The organism is Nesterenkonia flava (assembly GCF_031432335.1).
Lineage (GTDB): Bacteria > Actinomycetota > Actinomycetes > Actinomycetales > Micrococcaceae > Nesterenkonia > Nesterenkonia flava.
Map to the genome: position 1 here is coordinate 1 of NZ_JAVKGT010000018.1, position 26981 is coordinate 26981.

The 26981-nt window shown below is 66.7% G+C and carries 22 protein-coding genes; 9 read left to right on the forward strand and 13 right to left on the reverse strand.

What is annotated here, in order from left to right; translation table 11 throughout:
• Positions 1-87 precede the first annotated feature (87 nt).
• Genes RH857_RS07995 through dut form a run of 4 tightly spaced genes read right to left on the reverse strand, consistent with a single transcriptional unit; the run spans position 88 to position 3773 of the window.
• Entirely contained in the window at positions 88-1602 is a 1515-nt protein-coding gene (locus tag RH857_RS07995) for a class I SAM-dependent RNA methyltransferase (RefSeq protein ID WP_310537449.1), read from the reverse strand.
• Positions 1599-2435, reverse strand: coding sequence for a DUF3159 domain-containing protein (locus RH857_RS08000; RefSeq protein ID WP_310537450.1), 837 nt, complete (start codon positions 2433-2435; stop codon positions 1599-1601). Before RH857_RS08000 ends, RH857_RS07995 begins: the two co-directional genes overlap by 4 nt.
• A complete protein-coding gene (locus RH857_RS08005; RefSeq protein ID WP_310537451.1) occupies positions 2432-3289 on the reverse strand; it encodes a DUF3710 domain-containing protein in 858 nt (285 codons plus the stop codon). Before RH857_RS08005 ends, RH857_RS08000 begins: the two co-directional genes overlap by 4 nt.
• A 31-nt stretch (positions 3290-3320) precedes the next feature.
• A complete protein-coding gene (gene dut / locus RH857_RS08010) occupies positions 3321-3773 on the reverse strand; it encodes a dUTP diphosphatase (protein ID WP_374761139.1) in 453 nt (150 codons plus the stop codon).
• A 32-nt stretch (positions 3774-3805) separates the two neighbouring features.
• On the opposite strand from dut, the gene RH857_RS08015 reads away from it, so the two are divergent.
• Positions 3806-4312, forward strand: coding sequence for a DUF3093 domain-containing protein (locus tag RH857_RS08015; RefSeq protein ID WP_310537453.1), 507 nt, complete (start codon positions 3806-3808; stop codon positions 4310-4312).
• A gap of 162 nt (positions 4313-4474) precedes the next feature.
• Here RH857_RS08015 and RH857_RS08020 read toward each other — a convergent pair whose 3' ends face one another.
• Positions 4475-4771, reverse strand: a complete 297-nt coding sequence (locus RH857_RS08020) for a DUF4193 domain-containing protein (protein ID WP_310537454.1) — start codon at positions 4769-4771, stop codon at positions 4475-4477.
• Between the two features lie 235 nt (positions 4772-5006).
• Between RH857_RS08020 and sepH the strand changes: the two genes are divergently transcribed.
• Positions 5007-6353 carry a septation protein SepH gene (gene sepH / locus RH857_RS08025; RefSeq protein ID WP_310537455.1) on the forward strand — a complete coding sequence of 449 codons (1347 nt, stop codon included), beginning with the start codon at positions 5007-5009 and terminating at the stop codon, positions 6351-6353.
• 134 nt (positions 6354-6487) lie between these two features.
• Here sepH and RH857_RS08030 read toward each other — a convergent pair whose 3' ends face one another.
• Both RH857_RS08030 and RH857_RS08035 read right to left on the reverse strand, forming a co-directional pair.
• Positions 6488-7735: an alkaline phosphatase family protein gene (locus tag RH857_RS08030; protein WP_310537456.1), complete on the reverse strand. Its 1248-nt coding sequence runs from the start codon at positions 7733-7735 to the stop codon at positions 6488-6490.
• Positions 7725-8366 (reverse strand): DUF5998 family protein, encoded by a 642-nt coding sequence (locus tag RH857_RS08035; RefSeq protein WP_310537457.1) that lies wholly within the window; start codon positions 8364-8366, stop codon positions 7725-7727. The genes RH857_RS08030 and RH857_RS08035 overlap by 11 nt, the downstream gene beginning before the upstream one ends.
• A gap of 119 nt (positions 8367-8485) precedes the next feature.
• On the opposite strand from RH857_RS08035, the gene RH857_RS08040 reads away from it, so the two are divergent.
• The 4 genes from RH857_RS08040 to RH857_RS08055 all read left to right on the forward strand — a co-directional run bounded on the left by RH857_RS08040 (position 8486) and on the right by RH857_RS08055 (position 14847).
• A complete protein-coding gene (locus RH857_RS08040) occupies positions 8486-9526 on the forward strand; it encodes a 3-oxoacyl-ACP synthase III (RefSeq protein ID WP_310537458.1) in 1041 nt (346 codons plus the stop codon).
• The gene (locus tag RH857_RS08045) at positions 9523-12327 is read left to right on the forward strand and encodes an alpha/beta fold hydrolase (RefSeq protein WP_310537459.1); all 2805 of its coding nucleotides are present in this window, start codon (positions 9523-9525) and stop codon (positions 12325-12327) included. The genes RH857_RS08040 and RH857_RS08045 overlap by 4 nt, the downstream gene beginning before the upstream one ends.
• A gap of 2 nt (positions 12328-12329) precedes the next feature.
• A complete protein-coding gene (locus RH857_RS08050) occupies positions 12330-13373 on the forward strand; it encodes an NAD-dependent epimerase/dehydratase family protein (protein WP_310537460.1) in 1044 nt (347 codons plus the stop codon).
• An 88-nt stretch (positions 13374-13461) separates the two neighbouring features.
• Positions 13462-14847 carry a GntP family permease gene (locus RH857_RS08055; RefSeq protein ID WP_310537461.1) on the forward strand — a complete coding sequence of 462 codons (1386 nt, stop codon included), beginning with the start codon at positions 13462-13464 and terminating at the stop codon, positions 14845-14847.
• A gap of 33 nt (positions 14848-14880) precedes the next feature.
• Here RH857_RS08055 and RH857_RS08060 read toward each other — a convergent pair whose 3' ends face one another.
• Positions 14881-15888, reverse strand: coding sequence for an EamA family transporter (locus RH857_RS08060; RefSeq protein ID WP_310537462.1), 1008 nt, complete (start codon positions 15886-15888; stop codon positions 14881-14883).
• A gap of 69 nt (positions 15889-15957) precedes the next feature.
• Here RH857_RS08060 and RH857_RS08065 point away from each other — a divergent pair, with 69 nt between their 5' ends.
• Positions 15958-16869 carry a LysR family transcriptional regulator gene (locus RH857_RS08065; RefSeq protein WP_310537463.1) on the forward strand — a complete coding sequence of 304 codons (912 nt, stop codon included), beginning with the start codon at positions 15958-15960 and terminating at the stop codon, positions 16867-16869.
• Here the strand turns inward: RH857_RS08065 and RH857_RS08070 are convergent.
• Positions 16849-17319, reverse strand: coding sequence for an NUDIX hydrolase (locus RH857_RS08070; protein ID WP_310537464.1), 471 nt, complete (start codon positions 17317-17319; stop codon positions 16849-16851). The two genes, RH857_RS08065 and RH857_RS08070, sit on opposite strands and share 21 nt — an antisense overlap.
• 99 nt (positions 17320-17418) lie before the next feature.
• On the opposite strand from RH857_RS08070, the gene RH857_RS08075 reads away from it, so the two are divergent.
• Both RH857_RS08075 and rpf read left to right on the forward strand, forming a co-directional pair.
• Entirely contained in the window at positions 17419-18711 is a 1293-nt protein-coding gene (locus RH857_RS08075; protein WP_310537465.1) for an MFS transporter, read from the forward strand.
• A gap of 400 nt (positions 18712-19111) precedes the next feature.
• Complete coding sequence (rpf, locus tag RH857_RS08080; protein WP_310537466.1) at positions 19112-19858, forward strand: resuscitation-promoting factor Rpf; 747 nt, start codon at positions 19112-19114, stop codon at positions 19856-19858.
• Here rpf and RH857_RS08085 read toward each other — a convergent pair.
• The 4 genes from RH857_RS08085 to leuS all read right to left on the reverse strand — a co-directional run bounded on the left by RH857_RS08085 (position 19851) and on the right by leuS (position 26878).
• A complete protein-coding gene (locus RH857_RS08085) occupies positions 19851-22319 on the reverse strand; it encodes a ComEC/Rec2 family competence protein (RefSeq protein WP_310537467.1) in 2469 nt (822 codons plus the stop codon). The two genes, rpf and RH857_RS08085, sit on opposite strands and share 8 nt — an antisense overlap.
• 94 nt (positions 22320-22413) lie before the next feature.
• Complete coding sequence (locus tag RH857_RS08090) at positions 22414-23265, reverse strand: ComEA family DNA-binding protein (RefSeq protein WP_310537468.1); 852 nt, start codon at positions 23263-23265, stop codon at positions 22414-22416.
• A 71-nt stretch (positions 23266-23336) separates the two neighbouring features.
• Positions 23337-24380 (reverse strand): DegV family protein, encoded by a 1044-nt coding sequence (locus tag RH857_RS08095; protein ID WP_310537469.1) that lies wholly within the window; start codon positions 24378-24380, stop codon positions 23337-23339.
• Positions 24380-26878, reverse strand: a complete 2499-nt coding sequence (gene leuS / locus RH857_RS08100; protein WP_310537470.1) for a leucine--tRNA ligase — start codon at positions 26876-26878, stop codon at positions 24380-24382. The genes RH857_RS08095 and leuS overlap by 1 nt, the downstream gene beginning before the upstream one ends.
• Positions 26879-26981: the final 103 nt, after the last annotated feature.

Below are 26981 nucleotides of genomic sequence, written 5' to 3' on the forward strand. Positions count from 1 at the left end.
ACACCTACAATCAGAACAGACCAATCAGTGTTGCACCTCAAAATAAAATTCGGGGACAGGTGACACGGTCCAGCCTATGAACGGCACTTAGTGGGTGAAGAGCGCCACTGATTCCATGTGATGGGTATTGGGGTACATGTCCAGGACGCGCAGCCGCCGCAGGCGCCACCCGAGACTCAGCAGCTGCTTGGCGTCTCTGGCGAAGGAGGCCGGGTCACAGGAGACGTAGAGAATCTGCTCGGGAGCAACAGCGTCCAGTCCCGCAATGACTCGTTGCCCGGCTCCGGCACGCGGCGGATCCAGGAGAACCAGCCGGGGCCGGCCTGGCATCTCCGTCAGCCGTTGCAGCGTGCGCTCCACGGGCTGCCCCACCGGGTGGACGTGAGACACGCCCTGGAACAGCTCAACGGCCGCCTCATGCGAGACCCCGGCGGCTTCCACCGACAGTACGTGCCCGGCGGACCCGACTGAACCAGCCAGCCAGGCCGTGAACAGCCCGGCTCCTGCGTAGAGGTCTGCTGCGCTGTCTCCCGGTGCCACCTGGGACATCTCGACCGCGGCAGAGACTAGGGCCCGGGGTGCTCCCCGATGTATCTGCCAGAAGCCTTCCGGCGCGATCTGCACACTCTCTCGCTGACCTTCCGGAGCAGCGAACCCCGACGGGAGCGGTTCCCTGACGGTCCGCTCCCCCACGATGCAGCGGTACTCCACGCGCGTGGGAGTCGGTGTCCCCAGCGCTTTGCCCCTGCGCCCCGAGCGACGCGCCACGGCGGCTCGTGAGCCGCCAGCGCTGCCCGGGGGGCGAGCAGTGGATGCCGGCGGTGCGTGCCGCAGGGCCAGCGTGATGCTCTGCACACCAGAGGCCTGGCCCGCCTGGCGCCGAAGGCGCTCGGTGAGCTCTGCCACCGCAGAGTCCGCCTCCTCGCCCTCAGTGACCTCGACATGGACGATCAGGGCCAGCGGACCCGCACCGCCGGGTGCCACCACATCCACGGTGGTCGCGTGCTGGAAGTCCCAGCTGAAGAGGGTGGATTCGCCCAGTGCCTCGACGGCCAGAGGCATGCTGCGCAGCTCCACGAGGTCATGGCTGCGGAATGGTTTCATGCCCAGACCGCCCGAACCGGTGACGCCGAAGCTGACGCGGGTCCGCCAGTGCAGGCCTCCGGGCGAGATCGGCTCCACGGGTTCCACGTGCAGCTCGCCGTCTGCCGGAAGACCGGGCAGTCTCATGTCAGCTAGATCAATACCGCCGATGCGCGCGAGAGCGTCCCGGAAGACATGCCCCTTGAGGCGTCGCTGGTGTGCGTCAGTGATGTGCCCGTAGTCGGCTCCGCCCACCGGGACCCGGCCCAGTTCGTGGGCCCGCAGGGCATCCGCCTGCTTCCACACATGCCTGCGGCGGTGGTCTGAGGGACGCAGGACCTCCACAACATCGGCCCGCCAGAACTTGGCGCCCTCGCCGCCTTCGGTGACGGCCGCCCGTACGGTCTCGCCCGGCACTGCGTGCCGGACGAAGACTACTCGCCCCTCGTGGCGCGCAATGCAGTGCCCGCCGTGGGCCATGGGCCCGATCTGCAGGGTCAGCATCTGCGCAGAGGTCATGGGGTGGTCCGTTCCGAGGCCGGGGCACCGCCGCCGCTCGTCTCCGCGACCGATTGACCGCCAGGACGGACGTCGCCGGCGTCGGCGTCGGACTCCTCGCGCGACTCCTCCTGAATAGCCTTCTCCTGCAGCTGGGCCTGCGCGTGGGGGTCTCGCGTGATCATCCAGCCCAGCCACAGCGCCAAGGCGTATAGCGGGACACCCATCACGACCCGGGCAGTGCCCAGGGGCCCGGTGGCGTCGGCCAGGTACATCGGCAGCTGCACGGCCAGACGGGTCGCCAGCACAGCGGCCACAATCCCTGTGGCCATGGCGTAGCGGCGTCGTCGGGCTCGGTCGTGGCGCCATTCGATGCCTTCGCCTCGGACGAAACCGAAGATGAGGCCCATGAGCGGCCACTTCAGCAGCACCGAGCCCGCGAAGAGTATGAGGTAGCCGGCGTTGATGAAGAACCCCGGCAGGAAGTAGTCGCGCGCCTCGCCGGAGAAATAGGCGAACGCAGCACAGATGGCGACGCCGACCAGTCCCGAGAAGGACTGAACGAGATTGCCGCGCTGAAGCAGCCGCATCACGGTGAACGCCGCACCGATGCCCAGCGCAATCAGCAGAGCTAGGCTCAGCTCGTCAACAATGAGGTAGGCCGTGATGAAGGCCGCCGCGGGCAGCGATGCCTCGACCAGCCCGCGCCACCCCCCGATGGAGGACATCACGTCCAGGGACCCGTCGTCGCGGGTAGTGAGTTTCTGTGCAGCGGAGCCGGAAAGCTGCCGCCCTACCCGGTCCGAGGCGCCCTCACGGTTCTCTTCCTCCGCTGCGCGGGACTCAGGAGTCATTGCCCTCCAGACTGTGCACCGTTGTTGCCCTGCGCCTGCGGAGGGACTCCGTTGCCTGCGACGCCGTTGCCCGAGCCCTGCTGACCCTGGCGTGGCACCACCACGCGCTTGGCTCCCTTGGGCGGACGCAGCGGAAGTAACTCACGCGGAGGCAGGGGCTCGCTGCCGCGGGCAACCACCAGACGGGAGAACAGGTCTTCGACGCCTTCGGAAGCCTTGCGATCGATGGCACCGCGGCCGCCGATGACTCCCCGCAGGAACCAGCGGTTGCCCTCGAACCCGATGAACCGGGCAGCGCGCCATCCCTGGCGCCCGTCCTTCAGCACGGTCGGAACCCGCGCGTGCAGCTCTTTGCCGAAACGCCCGTCCAGGTGCTTCACGCGGCCCTTCTGCTTGACCACCGACTCTTCGATCTGGTGACGCACGTCGTCCCAGATTCCTCCCGATTTCGGAGCGGAGAAGGCCTGGAGCTGAATACTGGCTTCCCCGACGGCGATCGTGAGGGAGACCACCCGCTTGGTCTTCTGGTCAATGTCCAGTCGGACCTTCTGCTCTTTGGCTGCCGGAACCAGAATCGCACCGAAGTCGAGGTATCCCTGGGTGGATTCCACCTCTGAGGCGTCCTTCGGCCCGACCGCCGGGTCTGGTGCAGCAGTCGCGCCCTCCTGCGGGGAGCCTTCCACCGCGGCGGCCTCCTGGACGGCGAAATCCGCCTCCTCGTTCACAAGCTCCTGCTGGTCCCCAACCTCGGACTCGGTGACCTCCACCTCGGCGTCGTCAGCCTCCTGGGCCAGAGCCTCTTTGATGGTGGCCGGCTTCTTGGGCTGGTCCTTCTTCTTTCTCCCGAAGAGCATGCCTCTCCTTCTCTGATGTTAGGTGGTCGTCTCAGCCGAGCGTGCTCAGGCCGCTGGATCCGAATCCTCCGGCGCCCCGGACGCTCTCGGGCAGTTCTTCGACTTCGACGAAGCGCGCCTGGTCGACGCGCTGGAAGAGCAGTTGAGCGATGCGATCGCCGCGGCTGAACCGAGCGGTCTCGGCGGGATCGGTGTTGATCAGGAGCACCTTGATCTCGCCGCGATATCCGGCGTCGATCGTTCCGGGGGTGTTGACCATGCTGATCCCGTGCTTCACGGCCAGTCCGCTACGAGGGTGGATCAGCCCGACCCATCCCTGCGGTATGGCGACGGCGATTCCGGTGGGAACCAAGCGACGTTCGCCGGGAGCCAGCTCCACGTCTTCGGCGGCGACAAGGTCTGCTCCGGCGTCTCCTGGGTGAGCGTATCCGGGCGGCGGAAGATCAGGGTCGAGCCGCCTGATCGGGACCTCTATCTCGTTCACGCTCACGAGTCTACTAGTGAGAGGATGGGGGTATGGATTCTGTCGTCTCCCCTGAGAACGTCAATGAGCACCAGGTGTATCAGGAGAAGCTCTGGCCAGCGTGGTGGCTGTGGGTCACCGCCGTCATTGTGGGTGCCTCGATCTCTGTGATGTTCTTCCCCATTGATGTCACCTTCGGAGTGCTGGCGCTGGTGGTCGGCGTGGCACTGTGCGTCTTCGCCCTCATCGTCACCACCCCCACAGTTGAGGTGCGCGACGGCACGCTGCGGGTCGGACGGGCTCAGATCGAAGCCGCGCATCTGGGACGCGTTGTCGGACACCGCGGTCAGGCCGCCAGGGAGCAGCTGGGGCCCGGCTTTGACGCGCGCAGTTACCAGTGCATCCGGGGATGGATCGACCCGGTGATCACGGCAGAGATCACTGACCCGAATGACGCCACACCCTACTGGCTGTTCTCCACCCGCCACCCCGAGCGCGTTCTGGCAGCGCTGGGCTCACAGGAGCCCGTGGTCGAGTCGGGTGTCTCCGTCACGGAGTGAGCAGCGGCTTCGTGACGAGCGACTGAGTTCGGCTGTCCTGGGCACCGTGGTCTGAGAATCAGAGCGTGACGGTCCCAAAGTGCACGAAAAACGTGAGGGGCGATGACGGCGCCGTTGCCGTCATCGCCCCTCACGTTCTCTAGAAGGGGAAATGCAGAGCCCTTAGGACTCGCAGTCCAGGCACACCAGCTGCCCGTTGGACTCCACGGCCTGAGAGCGGTGGCGCACCAGGAAGCAGGAGCTGCAGGTGAACTCATCGGACTGTGCCGGCAGCACGCGGACCTGGAGCTCCTCGTCGGAAAGATCCGCTCCGGGAAGCTCAAAGCCCTCGGCCGCTTCGGCCTCATCCTCGTCAACGACGGCGGACTGGCGGTTGGAAGAGCGGTTCTTCAGCTCCTCGATTGAATCCTCGTTGACGTCGTCGTCATTCTTGCGCGGCGCATCGTAATCGGTAGCCATGGTCAGCGCTCCACTCGTCGTATCTGGGGAGTCCTCACCCGCAGGTCAGAGCGGGAGGGGATAAACAGGTCGCACAGATTGTGTCGTATCGGACCGTTCTGCACAAATCGGTGCGTCAGGGGCACCGGAGCCCCACCTTCGAGACGGGGTTGAGCATCGCCGGCACAGGCCCTGCGGGTGCGCGATACAGTGGCCAGAACAAGATTGTGATCGCGGCCTGGAGGAACCAGAACAGATGCACCACCTGCGGATTGTGGGGGTCAACACCGAGGGGAAGGCCCCGCAGCTGATCCTCTCGGATGAGGCTGGGACGGAATACGCCCTGCCCCTGGATGAAGCCCTGCGCCGTGCGGTCACGCGATCCCAGACCGAAGGCCGCTCGGCCCCCGAAGCCTCCAGCGCCCAGCACTCCCCCCGCGAGATCCAGGCCACCCTGCGGCACGGGGCGACCGTCGAAGAGGTCGTCGAGGCTACGGGGCTCTCCAAAGAGCACGTGCTGCGGTATGCAGGCCCGGTCATCGATGAGCGCTTCTATATGACGCAGCGGGCCCGCGACACCCAGGTGGCAGCGGCCTCCACGGCGGAGAATCATCGTCTGGCCTTTGGCGATGCGCCAGCCACGCTGGAGGCCATGGTCAAGGTGCGCCTTCGGGCCGTCGGAGTGGACCTCTCCACCGTGCGGTGGGATTCCTGGCGCAAGGAGAACGGCCTCTGGACCGTGATCTGCGATTTCCGTCTCGAGACCTCTGATGCGCACACGCGCACGATCGGCGCCCAGCCGCCGGCCGAGTGGAGCTTCGATCCCGCCGCCCGCCAACTGCGTCCGGCCAACGAGTGGGCCGAACACCTGGGTTCACTGCCCCACTCTGCCTCAGGCACCGCGAGCAGACGGAGCGGCCGCCGGCTCACCGCCGTCGAGGAGCCCTTCAACGTCGAGAGCCCCACGCGGACCCGGGCACCGCACGCTGAACGCGCAGCACAGGGAGTCGAGTCTGGAGCAGTGCTGGAGAATGCGACCGCTGAGGGCGCAGGCCACGACGCCGAAGATCTGCTGGATATTCTCAGGGCCCGTCGGGGCCAGCGACTCGGCACCGACACCGACGGCGATGACAAGCTCGCGACCCTCCTCACCCGAGATGAACAGCCGCACGCGGCACCACGGCCGCTGCGCCCGGTCGATGACGGGGAACACCACACCGGTCCCATTCCGGGCCTGAGAATCCCCGGGACCGCAGCAGATGACTCCGACGGTGCAGAGTCTCCGCACACCGAGTCCGGCGCAGCCGCGGAGCACGATGTGGCCCCCAAAGCCGACCCCGACTCTGCAGGGGAGGGGCCCTCCGGCACCGACGCCTGGGGATTCAGCTATGCCGACGGGGCCGACGACGACGATTCGCCAGTCAGCGAAGAGGCCGCTTCCGGCTCCGCCGCGGAACCCTCCGCCGGCGATGGTCGACCCGGGTCGGCTCCGCAGCGCGAGGCTGAGCAGCCAGTATCAGCCCCTAAGAAACCACGACGTTCCACCAGCCGACGGCCCTCCATGCCCAAATGGGACGACATTCTGTTCGGGTCCAAAGACTGAGCTGGTTCCGCGGGCGGGGAAACCCCTCCACGCGCATCTTCAAGAATTCTCGGATTTGCGGCGCCTCTTTGGGCGAGACCACCGGGAGGGCACGGTGAATCCGACACTTTGTGCCGAGGGCGCGGCAGTTCGGCTCAGACGCTCACGAACGGCCGGCCGGTAAGTTCCAGCAGCGGAACTCTCCGCTCCGCCTCGGTAAAGGAGCCGTGCTGGCCCACCATGGTCAGCGGTCCGGTGCCAGTGCGCGCCAGGTCGTAGAAGGCCTGCCCCTCCTTCGCCGCAACCATGACGTCGCCGAGGCGTGGCAGCACCCAAGGTTCCGCCGCGCTCTCGTCGCCGGTAAACCACCCCGCGCGCAGGGCCTCCTCGCGCGTGAGAATCCAGGCCCGCTCCCCCAACGCCTCGCGCCACCGGCGAGCCACCTCGTGAGCTGCAGAGGTGGTGGCACTACCACCCGGCTCAGGTTCCGTGTAGAGGTGCAGGAACCGCGGTTCGCCCGCGGTCACGTGGACCGACGCCATCAGATCAGGCCAGGCACTGATGTCGGTCTTGCCGGATTCAGGCACGGTCACCATGCCGTGATCTGCGCTCAACAGCACCGACGCCTGACGACCCCAGCGCCTGCTCAGCTCACCGCAGAACTGTTCCGCGGCGGCATCCAACGCCTCCAGAATGACGCGCCACTGGTCAGAGTCCACACCGTATTTATGCCCGGTTTTGTCCAGCTCATCCACATAGAGATAGACCAGTATCGGCTGCGGCGGCCCCTGACGGGAGGCCCCGGTTCCTGCGCGCTGGGCCAGTATCCAGTCAAGCGCCGCGCGGAAGCGGGCGTCGATCCTGGTGGCCCCGACGAATTCTCCCCCCGAGAGCACCGCCTGCGTCAGACCGCTCTCGGCAAACTCCGCGCGCGAGGCGGTCAGCACCGCGGCTCCCTGCGCCTGAGCCCGACCCAGGACGGTGGGGTGCGGCTGCCAGGCATGCGGATCCACCGCACTGTCCCATCCGCCGAGCATATTGACCACTCGACCCGTGGAAGGGTCACGAAGGTCGTATCCGACCATGCCGTGCTCCCCCGGAGTCAGCCCGGTCCCCAGGCAGGAGAGGGAGGATGCCGTCGTCGTCGGCGCTCCGGAATCCAGCGTCCGTCCCGTGCTGGCCCGCCGCCAGGCAGAGGCGAGGAAGCGGGCGTGTCCGGTGTGCGCAGCGAGCTGGTGGTCCCCGAGCCCGTCCGCCAGGACGACGACGGCGATGCTCGCCTCCGCAATGCCCAATCGGTTCTGGAAACCCTCGAGACCCAGTGCCGCGGCCGCCGATGTCATGACGTGGCGCAGGTGCCCACCGTCATAGTCGGGCGCCGGGGGAAGGGTCTCAGCGAGCATATTTGATGACGGCGCGGCGCAGCGCGCGAACGAATCCCCGCGCTTCGTCCACGGCCGTATCACCTTCCGCTGTAGCGGCGATACGCAGCACGATGTCCTCGGGCACCACGGTTCCGGTGTCACCGTGGTCAGCCATGCAGTCCGGGTTTCCGCAGTCGGCCGGCATGGAGTCAAACCGCGCCCCGCCCGTCCAGTTCATATTCAGGGTGACCTCAGCCAGTCCGCGTTCGGGGTGGAAGCGGTCAGGACGCCGATGCACCTCCGAGAGAATGAGGGAGCCGATTCGGGAAACGGGCACCACCTCGGTGGAGATGCGGGCATGCACCTCGGCCGAGGCGGAGCTGGAGGGCTCATCATGGCTGTAGCTGCCGGGCTCATCATCGGCATCGTGATCATCTAGGTGCGCGACGACGACGATATCCTCCGCCAGAGCCAGCACAGTGATGTGACGGTGCACCTCTTCCATATCGAAATGGGTGTCCACGTGCACGATCTGGTGTGTGGCCTCCCGCCCGTCCAGGGCCTCCGTCACCGTGTGGTGGACCAGAGAGGGGTAGAACCCGCCGCGCTCGATCGCCTGCTTCAGGCTCAGCGTGGGGGCACCCGAGGGGTTGTTGTGGCTCAGCGTCATGGATTCCATGGTATCGCCGAAGCCTGGTGGTCCCACGCTGTCCGGCTGAGCCAGGTCGGACAATTTCACCACGAGCCGAGCGATTCGCGGCTGACGAGGCGAATCGAGATAATGGAGCGGTGCTGCCAAATCGTCGCCAGGGAAATGCCGTTTTTCACCACCGCAATGCCGCATTGCTGTCGGTAGCCGAGGTCGAGGCGCCCGAGGTGCTCACGTCCAAGGACTTGGATAAGCGCCTGGCAGAGGCACTGAAGCGCCTGAAGCTGCCCACCGGCTTGCTCCAGCGCGTGGCCGGCGTGAAAGCCCGCCGAAACTGGCGCGCTGACGGCGACGTGCGCACCGCGACCGTAGAGGCAGCGCGCAAAGCCCTGAGCGCGGCCGGCGTCGACCCGGCGGATGTGACCGTGATGATCAACACCTCGGTGACCCGTGAGCACCTTGAGCCCTCCGTAGCCGTCGGCGTCCATCACGAGTTGGGGCTTCCCAGCTCGGCCATGAACTTCGACATCACCAACGCCTGCCTCGGCTTCGTCAACGCCATGACTCTGGCCAGCAGCATGATCGACTCCGGGCAGGCGAAGTATGTGCTCATCGTCAACGGTGAAGACGCGCGCAAGGTGCAGGACGCCACGGTGGAGCGCATCAATTCGCTCGAACAAGTGGTCCGTGAGGACTTCATGAAGGAATTCGCCTCCCTCACGCTGGGCTGCGGTGCCGCTGCAGCCGTCATCGGCCCCGCAGATGAGCATCCTGAAGGTCACCGCATCCACGGTGGAGTGACCCGGGCCGCGACTCAGCACCATGAGCTCTGCGTCGGCGACCACCGCGGGATGTTCACCGATGCGCGCGGCCTTCTTGAAGGTGGGCTCGAGCTAGTGATGGACGCCTGGGAGGACGCCAAGGAGGAGTTCGACTGGGAGAACATGGACTCCTACGTCACCCACCAGGTCTCCCAGCTGCACACCTCCTCGATCGTCAAGGCCGCCAAACTCGACAAGAAGAAGGTCCCGGTGACCTACCCCGAACTCGGCAACGTGGGCCCCGCCTCGCTGCCGATCACGCTGGCCCGCGAGGCGGAGAACCTCCAACGCGGTTCCCGCGTGCTGTGCATGGGCGTGGGATCCGGCCTGAACACCGCGATGCTGGAGATCACCTGGTGAACCCCCTGCGCAGCACCCTGTCCGCACTTCCTTCGGACCTAAGCCCGTGGCGGGAGATTCCCGCGGCCTCGGCACGCCGTCCTTTCGATGTCTTTGCCGATGCGCCCTCCCGCTTTCCCGGCGTCGACCCAGAGTGGTCGCGACTGGTCAGGGCCAAGACCGACGACGGTGAGCACACCTTCCACGTGCTGGACAACGGTCCGGCGCTTCGTGCCCGCGGCATCACCCCCACCGGCACGATTCTTGCTGTCCACGGCAACCCCACCTGGTCCTATCTGTGGCGCGGTGTCCTCGCCGCGGCAGTCGAGCGGGCAGAGCAGTCCGCAGCCCAGGGTGGCCAGGCCTGGCGGGTCATCGCACCGGACCAGTTGGACATGGGCTACTCCGATCGTCTGGCCCACCCTGAGGCCCCGCATGCTGAAGCAGCCAGCTATCGCCGCCTGGAGCAGCGCCTCGGCGACCTCGACGGGCTGATGGACGCCCTCGACGTGGAGGTCGACAAGCCCCTGGTCACCCTGGGACACGACTGGGGAGGCATCATCTCCCTAGGATGGGCCACCCGCCAGAACCAGGCAGTCGACGCAGTGGTCTCCCTTAACACGGCCGTGGACCATCCCAGCGGGGAACCGGTTCCCCCGGCCCTGCGTGCCGCCATGGCGCCCGGACTTCTGCCGGTGTCCACCGTGCTGACCGATGGCTTCCTGAGGGTGACCCTCGCCCTGGCCGAGGGCGGCCTCAATGAGACCGTCCGGCAGGCCTACCGCTCCCCCTATGTCTCCCGTTTGGGACGAGGCGGAATTGGCGGATTTGTCGCCGATATTCCCGCGCTAGCCCAGCACGCTTCCCGCACCGTGCTGGAGGAGGTGTCCGCCGGGCTGCGTGCCTGGGACAAACCCGCCCTGTTCATCTGGGGTCCCAAGGACCCGGTCTTCCGCGACCGCTACCTGGCCGATCTGCTGGACCGGATTCCGCACGCGGACCTGCACCGCTTCGAGGGCGCCGGACATTTGGTGGCCGAGGACCGCAACATCTCAGAGGTTCTCTTCACATGGCTCTCCGACCGGTTCGACGACGACGCCGGCCGCCAGTCTCTGACTTCCCCCGCCCCTGCCGCAGAAGTCCTTGGACTCCATGAGCAGCTTGATTCCATGACGCTGACGTGGCACAAGGGTGCCCCCGCCGTGGTGGACATGACCACCTCTGAGACTGATCGGACCCTGACCTGGGGTGAGCTCAAAGACCAGGTCGAGGCCCTCGCCGTGGGTCTCTACGAGCTCGGAGTGCGTCCGGGCCACCGCGTCTCCCTGCTGGTTCAGCCCGGCAACTCACTGACCGTCATCCTCTATGCCTGCCTGCGTCTGGGCGCCGCCGCGGTCGTCGCCGACGCCGGACTGGGGCTGAAGGGGATGACGCGCGCGGTGCGCAGCGCACGCCCGGACTGGGTCATCGGAGAGCTTCCCGGCCTCACGGTCGCACGCACGTTGGGCTGGCCGGGACAGCGCATCAGCGTCGACGCGCTCTCCCAGAAGCAGGTCTCATGGCTCGGCACCGTCGCCTCGGTGGAGCGGCTGCTGCGCCGTCACGCGGGCGCCGCCCTGCAGAACGTCCCCGCACCAGCACCGGAGGCGGAGGCCGCGGTGCTCTTCACCTCGGGCTCCACGGGTCCCGCCAAGGGCGTGATCTACACCCACGAACGCCTGGGTGCGCTGGTTGCCCTGCTGCGCCGCCAGTTTGACGTGAAGCCGGGCGCCTCTCTGATCGCGGGCTTTGCTCCCTTCGCCCTGCTCGGCCCTGCCATTGGTGCCACGTCGGTGACTCCCGACATGTCGGTGACCAAGCCGGCCACGCTCACGGCTCAGGCTGTGGCTGAAGCCGCTCTGGCGGGCAAAGCGACCATGTTCTTCGGCTCCCCCGCAGCGCTGCGCAACGTCGTGGATACCTCTGGGGCACTCTCGGAAGAGCAATCCCAGGCGCTGCGGCGGATCCGCCTGGTGCTCTCCGCCGGTGCCCCCGTGCACCCGGACTTGCTCGACGCTGTGCAGGACCTCTTCCCCAACGCCGAGATTCACACCCCCTACGGCATGACCGAGGGACTGCTGCAGGCTGACATCACTCGTGAGCAGGTCCATGAGGCCATGTCTACCGCCCAGCCTGGCGTGTGCGTGGGCCGCCCCGTCGACGGCGTGCACTTCCGGCTGGCTCCCCTCGATGAGCTGGGGCGTCCGGCTGAGGACCTCCTCACGGCCGAAGAGGCACCCGGGGTCCTTAGCGAGATCGTCGTCTCCGCAGCGCACCTGAAGGCTGCCTATGACCGGCTCTGGTACACCGACCGGCAGTCGCGTCGGGACACCGCCGACGGTCTGCTGTGGCACCGCACCGGAGACATCGGCCACATTGACGCGGAGGGACGCCTGTGGATTCAGGGCCGTCTCCAGCACGTCATCACCACGCCGGCCGGGCCGATCGGACCAGGCGTCGTCGAAACCCCGGTGGACACCCTCGCCGAAGTATCACGCAGCGCAGCCGTGGGAGTGGGGCCCGAAGGCACCCAAGCCGTCGTCGTCATTGTCGAACCCGTACGCTCCGCAACCCGGAGCGCCAGCCTCTCGGTGGGGCGGTCCCCCCTGGCTCGCCCCGAGTTCGCCTCCGCCGTGCGACGCGCCGCTGGGGACGCTCCCGTGGCAGCGGTGCTCGTGGTGGAGGAGCTGCCCACCGACATCCGTCACAACTCGAAGATCGACCGCAGCCGCTTGGCGTCCTGGGCCGAGTCGGTGCTGGCAGGAGAGAAGGCGAGCCTCTGACCATGACTGCAGCCCCCGCAACGTCGGCCCACCAAGACGGGCCAGAGATCCTCCCCCCTTCTCGGATCCTGGTCACCGGCGCCTCGGGCCTGCTCGGTCGCAGCGTCGCGCGGCGACTCGTGGAGCTCGGCTACGAGGTCACCACCTTCCAGCGGTCGGCCTCCGGTGTGACCGGCGCGCGTGACGTCCGGGGTTCGCTGACAGATGAGGGCGCCGTGGCCAATGCGGTGCAGGGCCAGGACGCGATCATCCACATGGCGGCCAAAGTCTCTGTCTCAGGCCGCCGGGAGGACTTCGTCCAGGTCAACATCCTCGGCACCGAGCGCCTCTTCGACGCCGCGTGGGCCGCGGGCGTAGAGAGCGTTCTCTACGTGTCCTCCCCCTCCGTCGCGCACTCCGGCGCCTCCCTGGTGGGAGCTGCTGCAGGACCGGCCGATCCCGCTCACGCGGAGGGCAACTATGCCCAGACCAAGGCGGAGGCGGAGCTCATCGCCGAGGCTCGCGGCTCCGCGGGAGTGAACGTTGTGATTATGCGTCCTCACCTGGTCTGGGGCCCCGGCGACAGACAGCTGACCAAACGCATCATCGACAGAGCTCGCTCGGGGCGGCTCCCCCTGCTGGGCACTGGTGCACCTCTGGTCGACACCCTGTACATCGACAACGCGGTGGAGGCATTCGTGGCTGGTCTGCGACGGCTGCCGCTCATCGCCGGTGAGCGTCTCGTACTGACCAATGGTGAACCGCGCCCCATCGGAGAGCTCATCATGGGCATCGCCGAAGCTGGCGGTGCCAAACAGCCCCGCCTGCGCGTGCCGCCGGCCGTGGCCAAAGCTGCAGGACTAGCCATCGAGAAGGCGTGGGCGTGGACGGGCCCCCACGCGGATGAGCCACCCATGACCAAGTTCTTGGCTGAGCAGCTTTCCACGGCGCACTGGTTCGACCAGCGACGCACGCGTGAGCTGCTGGAGTGGACGCCGGCCGTCAGCATCGACGAGGGACTGTTGCGCCTGGCACGTCACGTGCGCCGCACCGGCCGCGTTCTGTAAGTCCGCCTCTGCAGAACGCGTACACCATGCGCACACGTCATACCCAGGTGTCGTTGCGCGCACATTGACTTGGCCCCTCTACGGTGACGTGGGAACAGATACCCGCGCGTTCAGGGAGCCCTCCGTAACCACTGCCGCCCTGCTCATCTCCGTCCTCGGCGCCGTCGTCATCCTCTTCCTGCTGATCATGCAGCTCAAGCTGCACGCCTTTGTCGCGCTCCTGGTGACGAGCATCATCACCGCAATAGTGGTGGGCATCCCTCTGAGCGAGGTCATTGACACCGTCGAAGAGGGCATGGGCGGTGTGCTCGGCTTCGTCGCCATCATCGTGGGCCTCGGAGCCATGTTCGGTCACGTGCTGAAAGTCACTGGCGCCGCCGAGAAAATCGCGGACACACTGGTCGAAGCCTTCGGGGAGAAGCGACTGCCGTGGTCGTTGGGTCTGACAGGTTTCATTCTGGCGATACCGGTGTTCTTCGATGTGCTGCTGGTCATGCTCATGCCGCTGGTCTACAGCCTGGCCCGCAAGGCACAGGTGGCGCTGGTAGGGCTGGCGCTGCCGCTGCTGGCCGGCATCAGCGCCGGACACAGTCTGGTGCCGCCCACCCCCGGCCCCGTGGCCGCGGCGGGGGTCCTGGGAGCCGACCTGGGCTGGGTGATCGCCATGGGCGTCCTCGCCGGCATTCCCGCCGTCGTGCTCAGCGGCGTCTTCTACGGTCGCTTCATTGCCCGCTACGTCGATGTCGGTGTGCCCGAAGACATGGACGGCGACGACGACGATGACTCACCCTCGACCGAGACCACCCCACACTTTGGGCTGATCCTCACGATCCTGGCCGTGCCACTGGTCCTGATCCTGGGCAACACCGTCGCGGAGGCAGTGCTGGAAGAGGGCACCCTGGTCGCCGAGATCCTGGCGCTCGTCGGTGATCCGATCGTCGCACTCATCATCGCCGTGCTGCTGGCCTTCTACGTCCTGGGCATGAAGCACGGCCTGGGGCGGGATCAGCTGCAGAGCGTCGCCTCCAAGGCGCTGGCCCCGGTGGGTCTGATTCTGCTGGTCACTGGTGCGGGCGGTGTCTTCGGTCAGGTGCTCGAGGACTCGGGGGTGGGCGACGCCCTCGAAACCACCCTCGGGGATCTGGGCATTCCGGTCATCGTGCTGGCGTTCATCGCGGCTGCCCTGCTGCGCATCGCCCTCGGCTCGGGCACGGTCGCCACCGTGACTGCGGCCGCCATGGTGGCGCCCCTGCTGGAAGGCGGAGAACACTCCCCGGCGATGATCGGTGCGGTCGTTGTGGCGATCGGGGCAGGCGCAACGGTACTCTCCCACGTCAACGACTCAGGCTTCTGGCTGGTCAACCGCTATCTGGGGCTTAGCGAGAAGCAGACTCTGATGACTTGGACGGCCATGCAGACCATCCTCGGCCTCACTGCATTCGGCACGGTATGGGCGCTGAGCCCACTGCTGTAGGCCGGGCGGGGGCTCCAGCCCAACCCGCTGCCGCTATTTCACGGCGGCCGAATCAGCCTGCAGGTCGATGGCGCCGGTGTCCGGAGGTTCCGCCGCAGCGGTGGCCGTCGAGCGGGCAACACGACGCCGCCTGCGGGCAGGCTGCAGCCCCATCAGCGTCAGGGCATTGGCCGCGATGACCAGTCCGATGCCGGCCCAGGCGATCGCCGGCAGATGCTGGGCGAGGAAGAGCGCACCGAGCAATGCGGCGAAGAAAGGGTGCAGTGACATGCCCAGGCCAAACACCAGGGGGCTGATGTGGCGAAGCACGATCAGATCCAGTGCGTAGGGCACCGCTGAGGAGAGCAGCCCGGAGGCCATGGCGAACGCGAAAGCCTCCCACGGGGGTTGCGCGTGCCAGACGATGACGGCGGCGATCGGGACCATCACGCACGTTGAGAGTCCCGTGGCGACCGCTGCCCCCTCGATCCCTTGGACCCGGCGGCCCACCACACGATTGGTCAGGATGTACCCGGCCCAGCACCCGGCAGCAATGAGCCCGAAGGAAATACCCAGGAGGTCGCTGGAGGGACCTGGACGTGTCAGCAGCACCACGCCTCCCAGAGCGAGTGCGGCGCAGAGTCCATCGCGCAACTTCCGCGACGCGGCCAGCGCAACAGCCAGCGGTCCCAGGAACTCCAGCGTGACCGCCGTGCCTAACCCGATACGGTCTACCGCCGCATAGAGGGCGGTGTTCATGCCGGCGAAGAAAATCGCCAGGAGAACGAGCGGGCCCCATTGACGGTGGGTGTACCGCCAGAACCGGGGCCGAGCAAGGGCCGAGAGGACGATTGTGGCCACCAGCTGTCGCGCCGCCACCACCCCCACAGGGGTCATGGTGGCGAAGGCGTGAGAGCCCACGGCAGCCCCAGACTGCGTGCTCAGCGCAGAGATGGCGATGAGGCCTACGCCCCGCGCGGGGGCACTATCCAGCCGCGACCTGACGTCTCCAGGACTCTGTCCGACGGTGCCCGTGCCCGACGGCGACTTGTGGTGGTCCATAGCCTCGATTCTCACCCGCTTGATGGCATACACCTAATGCATACAAGCACGCTCGTATACGCTCGGCGTATGCAGTGGGAGATCCGTCATATCCGCACCCTCGTGGCGATTGCTGAGAACGGCACGCTCACCGATGCGGGCCTCCAGCTGGGCGTCTCCCAGGCTCAGGTCTCCCGCACGCTGCGCGCGCTCGAGGATGCCTGGGGCGTACGCCTCGTGCGGCGTCTGCCGCGCGAAGCAGTTCTCACCCCTGTTGGGCAGCAGGTCGTGATCCGCGGCAGACACCTGCTTCGCCTGGCAGAGAGTCTGGAGGCCGAGGCACGCGGGCAGAAGCGCCTGCGGCTCGGCTATGCCTGGGCGGCTGCGGGACGACACACCGCGGCACTGCAGCGTCAGTGGCGAGATCGTGTCCCGGAGACGGCGTTGGACCTGGTCCGCGGCACCGGCCCCCTGGCTGGACTCGCTGAAGGATTGGTCGACGTCGCGGTGGTCCGCACCGAGCCCGTTGGCGGCCACTGGGATGCCGTTCTAGTGGGCACCGAGCGTCGCGTGGCTGGTTTCGCCTCTGACCACCCCTGGGCACGCCGACACCGACTGCAGATGGCGGATTTCGCGGACCAGCCTCTGATCGTGGACACACGTGCTGGCACGACGACGCCGCAGCTATGGCCCGAGGGACAGCGTCCCCGGCAGGTCATGGATGTGGACTCTGTCGACGCCTGGCTGGACGCCCTAGGCGCCGGACACGGTGTCGGCGTCAGCGCTGAAGCCACCGCCCACCAGCATCGGCGCGACGGTATTCGCTATACGGTAATCACCGATGCTCCGCCCGTGGGAGTTTGGCTGGTCTGGCACCGGGGTGAACCACCGCAGCGCCTGAGCCCTCTGCGTGAAATTCTCAGCGGCTTGTACAGCCGCACCGCACTGCCCGATTCCGAGCACCCCAGTGCCACCTCGGCTTCAGAGCGCAGGCAGGTCTAAGAGACGGCGCACTGCGGGCGCGACCTGCTCCGTCAGCAGCGGCGCAAGGTCCGGAGCCGGCGTCAGCTCCTGCAGGCCCACCCAGCGGATCTCTTCGATCTCCGCGGCGGGGCGCAGTTCCGCCAAACCCTCCGGCGCTTGCTCTCCTAGGGTCACCAGATAGTTCTCGCAGACCACCTGGAAGCCGCTCTCGTTGGCTGCCGCAGCCCTGAACGTTCCCATAGGGATCAGCTGTGTCGGTTCGAGCACCAGGCCGATCTCCTCCTGGGTCTCGCGCAGTGCGGTCTGCTGCCCGTCCTCGCCCGGTTCCGGCTTGCCGCCGGGCTGCATGAACCGGCTGGTTCCTCGTTTGCGCACGGTCAGCACCCTCTGCTGCCCGTCAAGAATGACCAGCGCGGCCACCCGGATCACCTTCTCGGCGGCATTGCGACCTGCTGCCTCCCCGTTCATCGGGCTGACTCGGCGGGCTCGGCCTGTGCACGTCGACTGTCCTGTTCAACGGTCCTGGGGTGACTCACACCCATGAGTCTAGAGTCATAGACTTCATCAGTGCCGAAATTTCTTGCCGATATCACTCCCCTGAAGGTTTCGCCCGCCTACCGGCGGCTGTGGTTCGGCAATACGCTGGCCGCCGTCGGCACCCAGCTGACGCTCATCGCCGTGAGCCTTGAGGTCTATGCGCTCACGGAGTCCAGCTTCTACGTAGGACTCGTAGGGTTCTTCGCCTTGGTGCCGCTGATTCTGGCCGGTCTGTACGGCGGAGCCTTGGCAGACAACTACGACCGTCGGCGAGTGGCTCTGGTCTCCGCGGTTGCGCTGTGGGGGTCCGCCATCGGAATCTGCCTGCACGCGTGGCTCGGGGTGGAGAGTCTCTGGGTCCTCTACGGCCTCATCGCACTGCATTCCGGCGCACAGGGGGTCAACCAGCCGACCCGCGGGGCCATCATTCCGGCGTTGGTCGGAAAGGAGCTCCTTCCTGCGGCCAACGCGCTGAACATGGTCACCATGTCTGTTTCCATGATGGCCGGACCGCTCCTGGGCGGTGTTCTTGTAGCCTCCATCGGTTTCGCCTGGACATACACGATCGACGTCGTCCTCTACCTGGCCGCACTGTGGGCGCTCTGGCGCCTGCCCTCGCTTCCTCCCGAACGAGAGGAGGACGCCGGCCCCAAGCGGGTCGGGCTGCGCTCTGTCATCGAGGGATTCGGGTTCCTGACCACACGTCGCAATGTGCGGATGACCTTCCTTATCGACATCAATGCGATGGTCATGGCGATGCCGCGGGCCCTGCTGCCGGCTATCGGAGCCGTAATGCTCGGCGGGGGCGAGCTGACAGTCGGCGTGCTGCTGGCGGCCATGGCGCTGGGAGCACTCCTCACCGGCCTGTTCTCGGGTCCGCTGACCACCATCATGCGCCAGGGTGTGGCTGTTTACTGGTCCGTAGTGGCCTGGGGACTGTGCATTGCCGCCTTCGGCCTCGTGGTGCTGCTGGCCTCTCGCGAACCGGTCCCCGCGGACGGCTCGGTGACCTGGTGGGTGTGGCCGGCTGCGGCGTGCCTGATGCTGGCAGGGGTTGCCGATTCTGTCTCGGCGATCTTCCGCACCACCATTCTGCAGTCCGCAACCCCGGATCATCTGAGGGGGCGCCTTCAGGGCGTATTCATCGTCGTCGTGGCGGGCGGGCCCCGACTCGGCGAGATGCTTTCGGGCGGTGCCGCGAGCGTGATAGGGGAGCATTGGACCTCCATCGCGGGCGGATTAGCGTGCATCCTCATCGCTACACTCCTGCTGCGCCTGACTCCCGGCTTCTGGAAGTACGACGCCCGCAACCCCGTCCCGTAAGCTTCTCGGCTTCCGCAGGATGGATTCACATAAAACTCACAGAAACTAAGATCACAGGACGATAACGGCCTCCGATCCGCGTAATTCCGGGGTTTTTGGGCTCAAAAGGGGCGCGAGAGCTGGGTTGACGCAATCGAAACGAGACCATTTACTTGATGGCGGACATCTTCTGTGATGTTGATGTGATTTCTGGGCTCCCTCTTCCCCGGCCCCGTCACATCGGCCCTGAGCCTCAGGGCCACGTCGCAGAAGCGCCGGAAGCCGACACCTCCCGTACACCGTCCGCCCGTCGGCAACCGGCGACATTGACCAGCAAGAAGTGAGGAAAAGAAGCCAGGGCGGTGACGTGAGAAGGATCCGGGAGGATCCGAGCGGCGGGAGCTTCGCACACTGAATGACTATGCAGACTTTCAAGAAGATCCTCGGCGGCTCCATGGCCGCAGCTACCCTCGCCGGCGCCGCAGTTGTGGCTCAGGCACCCGTCGCCAGCGCAGCCAGCGACTGGGACCGTCTCGCTGAGTGCGAGTCCGGCGGCAACTGGTCCATCAACACCGGCAACGGCTACTACGGTGGCCTGCAGTTCTCCTTGCAGTCCTGGCAGGCTGTGGGAGGCTCCGGCTACCCCCACCAGGCGTCCAAGGAAGAGCAGATCAACCGCGCCACCAAGCTTCAGTCGATTCAGGGCTGGGGCGCATGGCCCGCATGCTCCGCTCGACTGGGCCTCTCCGGCAGCCCCAGCACCGCGGGCTCCACCCCGGCCCCGCAGCCTGCTCCCCAGCAGCAGAGTGCACCGGCACCTGCTCCTGCACCGGAGCCGGCCCCGCAGCCTGCTCCCCAGCAGCAGAGTGCACCCGCTCCCGCGCCGGCACCCCAGCCGGCCCCGCAGCCTGCTCCCCAGCAGCAGAGCGCACCCGCTCCCGCGCCGGCACCTCAGCAGCAGACCACTCCTGCCTACACTGCTCAGCCCAACACCAACGTCGAGGTCTCGGAGGAGACCTACACCGTGGCTTCCGGAGACTCCCTGACCTCCATCGCCAACGAGCTCGGCGTGGAGTGGACCGACCTGTGGGGCGCCAACAAGGACCTCATCGAGGATCCCAACCTCATCTACGTCGGTGACGAGCTGAAGCTGCCCGTCATCAACTGATGCTGCTGACGGTCCACCGGGCCTGCATCTGGCTGAGCACTACGGTGCCGTGCTGGTCGGTCCGGTAGACCACGGCGCCGGCCTCGTCCAGCGCCTCCAGGATGGCAGGGGCCGGATGTCCATAGGAGTTGTCCTCACCGACTCCGATGAGCGCGATGTCCGGGCCGGTCTCCGCAATCAGCGCAGTACCTCCATTGGCCGCCCCGTGGTGGGCGACCTTCAGGATGTCGGTCTCGGAGGGCAGCCCACCGGTGCTCAGCAGAAATCCGGTGAGCTCCTCCTCCAGATCGCCAGTGGTCAGCAGGCGCAGCGGATCGTTCGCGGGTCCGTCTGCGCCTGCTGACGCGTGTCCGCCCACGGTGAACTCGACCACCAGGGAGTTGTTGTTGGTGTTGCGGTGATAGTCCGCTGCGGCCCACACCTTCCAGGTGACCTCACAGGCGGGCCACGGGCAGGCATCGTATTGACCCGGATGACTCCCTGTCTGGCCAGGCTCGGCTCGGTGCAGGACGGGACTTCCCTCCAGCTCCGCCACGGAGTCCGAGGGGCTCCACCCCCGAGCACCGGAGTAGAGAATCAGCTGGGTCTCTGCTGCCTCCAGCACACCAGGAGTCCCGCCGTAATGGTCTGCATGGTCGTGAGTGATCATGAGCACCTCCACAGTCTCAATCCGCAGATTGATCAAACAGTCTCGAGCAGTGTCCGGATCCTCCCCCGCATCGATCACCACGGCAGCGCGCTCCCCGGTCCGCACCGCGAGCATGTCTCCCTGACCAACATCGCACAGGGCTACACGCCACCCCGCGTGCACGCTGGAAGCCGTTGGGGCCAGGGGAAATGCTCCCGCGGGGATCACCAGTGCCGCCACAGCGGCCCCTGCCGTGCAGATGAGCATCAGCTGAACCCGGCCGGGCCTCCTCTTCAGCACCAGCAGGCGGCACACCAGCAGCGCGGCGGTCAGATAGATCGCCACCAGGACCATCCCCACGCTTCCCTGTGGCCAGGGTGCGACTGTCTGTGGCAAAGCGTCTGTGGCTCGAGCGATCGCCCCGATCCCGGCCGCTGGCCATCCCGCTATCCAGAGCAACCCGCCCGCCAGCGGAGGCACGGCCGCTGAGAGCACTGCAGCAAGGGTCCCGGGCACCGTAGCGAAAGGCAACAGCGGAGCCGCCACCAGATTCGCCGGGACACTGTACGTGTTGATCCCCTCCACCAGGGGAAGCAGCACCGGTGTCACGAACACCTGGGCTGAGGCGGCCAGCGCAAGTGGCGCAGCAACTATGCCCGGCATGACCCTCTGCAGGACCTGACGCAGACGATGCCCGACAAGAACAATGCCCGCCGTAGCGCAGACCGAGAGCTGGAAGGCCGGCTGCGTGATATACCACGGGTTTCCTATCAGCAGCACCACCACGGTGGTGCACAACAGGGCTGATGACGCTCTGCCCCGACCGGCGAAGACCGCCAGAGCTCCGATGGAGCCCATCACCGCTGCACGGATCACACTAGGCGCTGGCTGTACGAGCAGCACGAAAAGAATCAGTGCCCCGATCAGCGTCGGCAGCGTGCTCCACCGAGGTGCTCTGAGCAGACGCAGCAGCATCAGCAGTGCCCCCATCAGAAGCCCGCAGTGGGTGCCGCTGACGACCGTGAGGTGAGAGAGCCCGGAGTCATAGATGGCCTTCTTCAGGTCAGTGCTCATTTGCGTTCGGTCCCCGAGTATGACTCCGGGCAGGACCGCGGGGGCATCACCCACCGTCGACTGTGCAGCCTGAACCGTCGATGCGCGCAGATCGGAGAAGACGTCCATCACCGCGCTGAGCCGGTCAGCCGGTAGGGGCACGATCTCCTCATCTCCCCACGGGTGCAGCACCGCCGTGGCACTGTCCCCAGCCTCGGTCGCCTGTGTGTTCATGCGGCCTCGGTAGCGGTGACCCGGACGCAGGGCCGGTCGATCCTCATGCAGAATGAGCACCGCTTCCGCGTTCGTGCGGGTCTGCGAGGCACTTCCGGGAGCGTGCAGCGAGTCCACACGGACCGTCACCCGCTCACGCAGGCGTCCCTGGAAGTCCGATGTGGCCAGCGGTTGCGGGTCATGAAGCACGCGGAAGGAGATGTCCGCGGGTCCAGCGTTCTTCACCGCTTCGCTCCACCCGCTGGTCTCATGGCCCCGCTGCGTCATGGTCACGCTGCAAGCGACGGCGACCAGCACCGTGCCGCACAGCACCATCTGCACCGCAAACCCCGCACTCCGCCTCACTGCAGCTCGGGCAGTGAACGGCCAGCCGACCATCGACACGAGCAGCAGGCCCAGGCACAACACGACACCGCAGGCGGCTGCGAGTATTCGTGACTGGTCCCATTCCAGGTGCACGCCGCAGAGGGCCGCCGCGGCTGCTGCAAGTGCCGCCGGCAGCAGCCTCAGGTCCAGAGGCTTAGAGGCGTCCTGTGCTGGGCTCAACGTGTGAAGTGTCTCGGGCTGATCCGGCTGGGAAGGCGGTGTTCTGAACCCTGCTGTTCTGAACCCCGGCGTTCTGAACCCCATGGGGAGAGCCTCACCACGTCACCATGTCGGCGACATTCTCTAGGATTGCAGGGCCGATCCCGCTGACTGCGGCCAGCTCCTCAAGCGCCTGGAAGGGTCCGTGATCTTCGCGATAGGTCACGATCCGTTGGGATAGGGCCGGACCGATGCCGGGCAGCTGTTCAAGCTCGGCAGCATCTGCGGTGTTGATGTTGATGAGACTGGATTCCCCCTCGGTGGGTGAGGCAGGTGCCGTTACGTCTCCCCCGCCGCCAGGCGGAACGAATCCCTCATCCAGCTCATCACGCGTCGGCACCCAGATGAGACTGCCGTCGGTCACCTCAGCAGCGAGATTCACGCCCTCCTGCGCTGCGTCCAGCCGGAGCCCACCGGCACTGTCGATGGCCTCATACACCCGAGCTCCCGTCTCCAGCTCAACCACCTGCGGGTCTTTGACCGCACCCGCCACATGGACCAGTACCGGCCCGTGCTCCTGCCCGGGCTCCCGTTCCTCAACCAGGCGGTGATGGGTTTCCGCCGGCTGGGCAGTCTCCGCAGGCACCCCGTGAAGTGTCGGAGCCTCCGGGAGGTCCTGGGAGGACGAGCTGGACAATGGGTTGTGGGCACCTGTCACCCAAGACACCACCAGCCACGCGAGCACGGTGATGACGGGCAGGACGACAGCCGCTGCTCCCACCCGAAATCGGGTGGGTGACGCATAACGTTCCCGCCGTGCCGTGCGCATTCGCTCGCGTCGGCCGAGCTGCTGCTCCTCCTCATCCGCGTCTGTCGGGGTGCGGGGGTGCATGATCTCATCCCAGCTCGGCTGGTCCCGTCGTCTGAGTCGCCCAGCACCCGTGGGCTCTGCCGTCTCACGCGCCATGGCTTCACGCTAGGAGCAGCACCGCAGGAAGCCCGACGGCTCCCGGGCCAGGCGCAAACCTACGGCGTGTCTCAGCGGGGGGCTGCGGAGCTGGGGAAAGAGTAGGAGGCAGGTCGGGAGACGGTCACCGCCATGGCGCCCAGCCCCAAGTGGGCCCCCAGTGCGGGAGGAAGGTCCAGAACGGGCACCGGCCCGGAGACGGCCGGCTGCAGCGACTCTGCCAGGCGAAGCGCCTGCTGATACTCCCCGAAGCAGTGCACACCCAGCTGCACCTGGCCGGCTGCGGCAGCGTGCTCCTGCTGTGCTGCGGTACGGGAGACGGCGAGAAGGCGCTCAACGGCCCTCGGCCACGTCCGGGGGCGCTCCAACAGGTGCAGCTCTCCGTCCTTGAGTTCCAGTAGGGGCTTCACCCACAGCAGACTTCCCAGAAGCGACGCCAGCGCGGTGATACGCCCGCCCCGCCGCAGCTGCTCGAGACTCGGGACGGTCACAAATGCCGTGCTCGCAGCCGCGGTTCGCTCGGCCACCTCCGAGGTCTGCGCCAACGTGCCGCCAAGCTGGGCGGTGATGGCTGCTTCGATGACTGCGTGGCCCAGCGCCAGTCCGGCCTGCTTCGAGTCCACGACGTGCACAGGCACCGGAACCTCCTCCGCGGCCAGCCGTGCGGCGTCCACCGTGCCGGAGAGCCGGCTCGAGAGGTGCACAGACACGATCCCCGCGAACCCCTCTTTGGCCAGGGCCCGGTATGTCTCAGCCAGGCGACCCGGCGATGGACGGGAGGTCCGCACTGCAGCCCCCTGCGCCAAGGCGAGGGGAAGATCACGCCGCAGCTCCTCGGAGGCCTCCGGGTAGATCTGGGTCTCGTGGTGAGAACGCTCGATCATCACCGGAATCGGCACCTGCACCACGGTGCGGGCAAGCCGTCCGAGCCGAACTCCCCCGGCGTCGTCCTGCGGCAGCGCCGCAGCGGAGTCGGTGACGACGGCGATCCGCCCCCGCCGACGACGCCGGCTCGGCTTGGGACCGCGGATAGCGGAGCGGCGAGCCTCCAGCCGAGCCTCGACCGAAGCCAACCATGCCTCGGTACGGGCCTCGGCCTCAGCCTGTGCGGACATCAGCCGGTGACGACGTTGACCAGCTTGGGTGCACGCACAATCACCTTGCGCACACCGCCGCCCTCTTCGACATACTTCTGAATCTTCGGCAGAGCCAGCGCCTGAGCTTCCAGATCCTCGGCCGAGATGTCAGCGGGAACCTCGAGCTTGTCGCGCAGTTTGCCCTTGACCTGCACCACCGCAGTGACGGTGTCCTCCACCAGGAGTGCTTCATCGAAGGCAGGCCAGGTGCTATTGGCGACCGAGGCCTCATGTCCCAGCATCGCCCACATGTCTTCCGCGGTGTAGGGAGCCACCAGAGAGAGGATCTGCGCAATGACCTCCACGGCTTCGCGCACCGCCGGGTCGGAGCCGCCGGCGCCGGTGTCGATCTCCTTGCGCGCCGCGTTGACCAGCTCCATCACGCGGGCCACGACCACGTTGTACTTCTGGTCATCCAGGAGCTGCTGAGCCTCTGAGATGGTGCGGTGAGTGACCGCGCGCAGGGCTGACGAGCCTGCGGCGGGGTCTACGCCGCGCTCAGAGGTGACGTCCTGAGCCAGCCGCCAGGCGCGCGCCAGGAACTTCGCGGAGCCCCCCGGGGAGACGTCAGCCCAGTCGACGTCGTCCTCCGGCGGAGATGCGAAGACCATGGTCAGGCGCACAGCGTCGACGCCGAAGTGGTCCAGCTGCTCGCCCAGGTTGACCCCGTTGCCCAGCGACTTGGACATCGCTTTGCCACCGTTGAGGACCTGTCCCTGATTCATCAGCGCCTTGAACGGCTCCGTGAAGTTCACCAGACCCAGGTCGTAGAGGACCTTGGTGAAGAAGCGGGAGTAGAGCAGGTGGAGAATGGCGTGCTCGACGCCCCCGACGTACTGATCCACCGGCAGCCACTGGTTGACCTGCTCGGTGGGAAAGACCTGCGACTCGTTCGTCGGGTCGATATACCGAATGTAGTACCAGGAGGAGTCCACGAAGGTGTCCATCGTGTCAGTGTCCCGGGTACCCGGTCCACCGCAGGCGGGGCAGGTCACATTGACCCACTCCTCGGCTCCGGCCAGAGGTGATTTGCCCTTGGGCGCCAGCTGTTCGCCGCGCAGGTCGGTCGGCAGCTGCACGGGCAGCTGGTCCTCCGGCACCGGCACCTCACCGCACGCCGCGCAGTGGATGATGGGGATGGGTGCGCCCCAGAACCGCTGACGCGAGAGCAGCCAGTCGCGGAGTCGATAATTGACCTTCGATTCGCCCAAGCCTTCCGCCTCGAGAATCTCGATGGACTTGGCGATGGCCTCGGTCTTGGACAGTCCGTCCCACTTCGGAGAGTTGACGGCTACACCGTCGCCGGCGGTGGCGGTGCCGGTCTCTGCGGGATTCTTCTCCCCGGTGTCGACCACCACGTTGACGGGGATCCCCATCGCCAGGGCGAACTCGAGGTCTCGCTGATCGTGAGCGGGCACGCCCATCACTGCACCGGTGCCGTAGTCCGCGAGGACGTAGTCAGAGGCCCACACGGGGATTCGCTCACCGGTGAGGGGATGCACGGCCCAGCGGCCGAGGAAGACACCGGTACGCTCACGATCGGCGGACTGGCGCTCGATCTCTGAGACGCTGCCGAGCTTCTCCCGGTAGGCCTCCAGCTCGGCTCGCTGGGCGTCGGTGACCAGCTCCAGCGCCAGATCGGCATCGGCGGCGACGACCATGAAGGTCACACCGTAGAGGGTATCCGGACGAGTCGTGAACACCTCCAGCTCGCGTGCGCCGTCGCTGTCGGCCGCTTCCACGGTGTAGCGCACCGAGGCACCCGTGGAGCGTCCGATCCAGTTGCGCTGCATCGCCAGGACGCGTTCGGGCCAGGTGCCCTCGAGGTCCTTCATGTCATCGAGGAGCCGGTCGGCGTAGTCGGTGATCTTGAAGTACCACTGGTTCAGGGCCTTCTTGATGACTGCGGTTCCGCAGCGCTCGCAGACGCCCTCCCCTACCACCTGCTCATTGGCCAGCACGGTCTGGCAGGAGGGGCACCAGTTGACCGGCGAATCCTTCCGGTACGCCAGGCCCTGCTTGTAGAACTGCAGGAACAGCCACTGGGTCCACCGGTAGTAGATGGGATCGGAGGTGTGCAGGCGCCGGCTCCAGTCAGCGCTGATCGCGTAGCGCTTGAAGCTGGCGGCCTGCGTCTCGATGTTGTTGTAGGTCCACTCCGCCGGATGAGCGTTGTTCTTGATGGCGGCGTTCTCCGCCGGCAGACCGAACGAGTCCCAGCCGATGGGATGCAGAACGTTGTAGCCGCGCAGCCTCCAGTAGCGCGCGGGAACGTCGCCGATCGCGAAGGCCTCCGCGTGGCCCATATGCAGGTCACCCGAGGGATAGGGGAACATGTCGCACACGTACTTCTTGGGCCGAGGATCACTCTGATCCACGGTGAAGGTCCCGTTCTGCTCCCAGAACGGAAGCCAGCGGGCCTCGATCTCGCGGAAATCGTAGGCCTTCTTCTCGGCAGCTGCGCGGGTCTCGCTCACCAGTGGGGCACCTCGGGTCACTCGTCGGGTTCTCGGCACACGGATGTGCCTTCACGGAAAATTCAACTCGCCTTAGTCTAGTTCCTTTCCATCCCTGGTTAGG

Coding starts and splice junctions, on each gene's coding strand:
- RH857_RS07995 (WP_310537449.1), bottom strand. CDS start 1,602: ATGACCTCTGCGCAGATGCTGACCCTGCAGATCGGGCCCATGGCCCAC.
- RH857_RS08000 (WP_310537450.1), bottom strand. CDS start 2,435: ATGACTCCTGAGTCCCGCGCAGCGGAGGAAGAGAACCGTGAGGGCGCC.
- RH857_RS08005 (WP_310537451.1), bottom strand. CDS start 3,289: ATGCTCTTCGGGAGAAAGAAGAAGGACCAGCCCAAGAAGCCGGCCACC.
- RH857_RS08015 (WP_310537453.1), top strand. CDS start 3,806: ATGGATTCTGTCGTCTCCCCTGAGAACGTCAATGAGCACCAGGTGTAT.
- RH857_RS08020 (WP_310537454.1), bottom strand. CDS start 4,771: ATGGCTACCGATTACGATGCGCCGCGCAAGAATGACGACGACGTCAAC.
- sepH (WP_310537455.1), top strand. CDS start 5,007: ATGCACCACCTGCGGATTGTGGGGGTCAACACCGAGGGGAAGGCCCCG.
- RH857_RS08030 (WP_310537456.1), bottom strand. CDS start 7,735: ATGCTCGCTGAGACCCTTCCCCCGGCGCCCGACTATGACGGTGGGCAC.
- RH857_RS08035 (WP_310537457.1), bottom strand. CDS start 8,366: ATGACGCTGAGCCACAACAACCCCTCGGGTGCCCCCACGCTGAGCCTG.
- RH857_RS08050 (WP_310537460.1), top strand. CDS start 12,330: ATGACTGCAGCCCCCGCAACGTCGGCCCACCAAGACGGGCCAGAGATC.
- RH857_RS08060 (WP_310537462.1), bottom strand. CDS start 15,888: ATGGACCACCACAAGTCGCCGTCGGGCACGGGCACCGTCGGACAGAGT.
- RH857_RS08065 (WP_310537463.1), top strand. CDS start 15,958: ATGCAGTGGGAGATCCGTCATATCCGCACCCTCGTGGCGATTGCTGAG.
- RH857_RS08070 (WP_310537464.1), bottom strand. CDS start 17,319: ATGAACGGGGAGGCAGCAGGTCGCAATGCCGCCGAGAAGGTGATCCGG.
- rpf (WP_310537466.1), top strand. CDS start 19,112: ATGCAGACTTTCAAGAAGATCCTCGGCGGCTCCATGGCCGCAGCTACC.
- RH857_RS08090 (WP_310537468.1), bottom strand. CDS start 23,265: ATGGCGCGTGAGACGGCAGAGCCCACGGGTGCTGGGCGACTCAGACGA.
- RH857_RS08095 (WP_310537469.1), bottom strand. CDS start 24,380: ATGTCCGCACAGGCTGAGGCCGAGGCCCGTACCGAGGCATGGTTGGCT.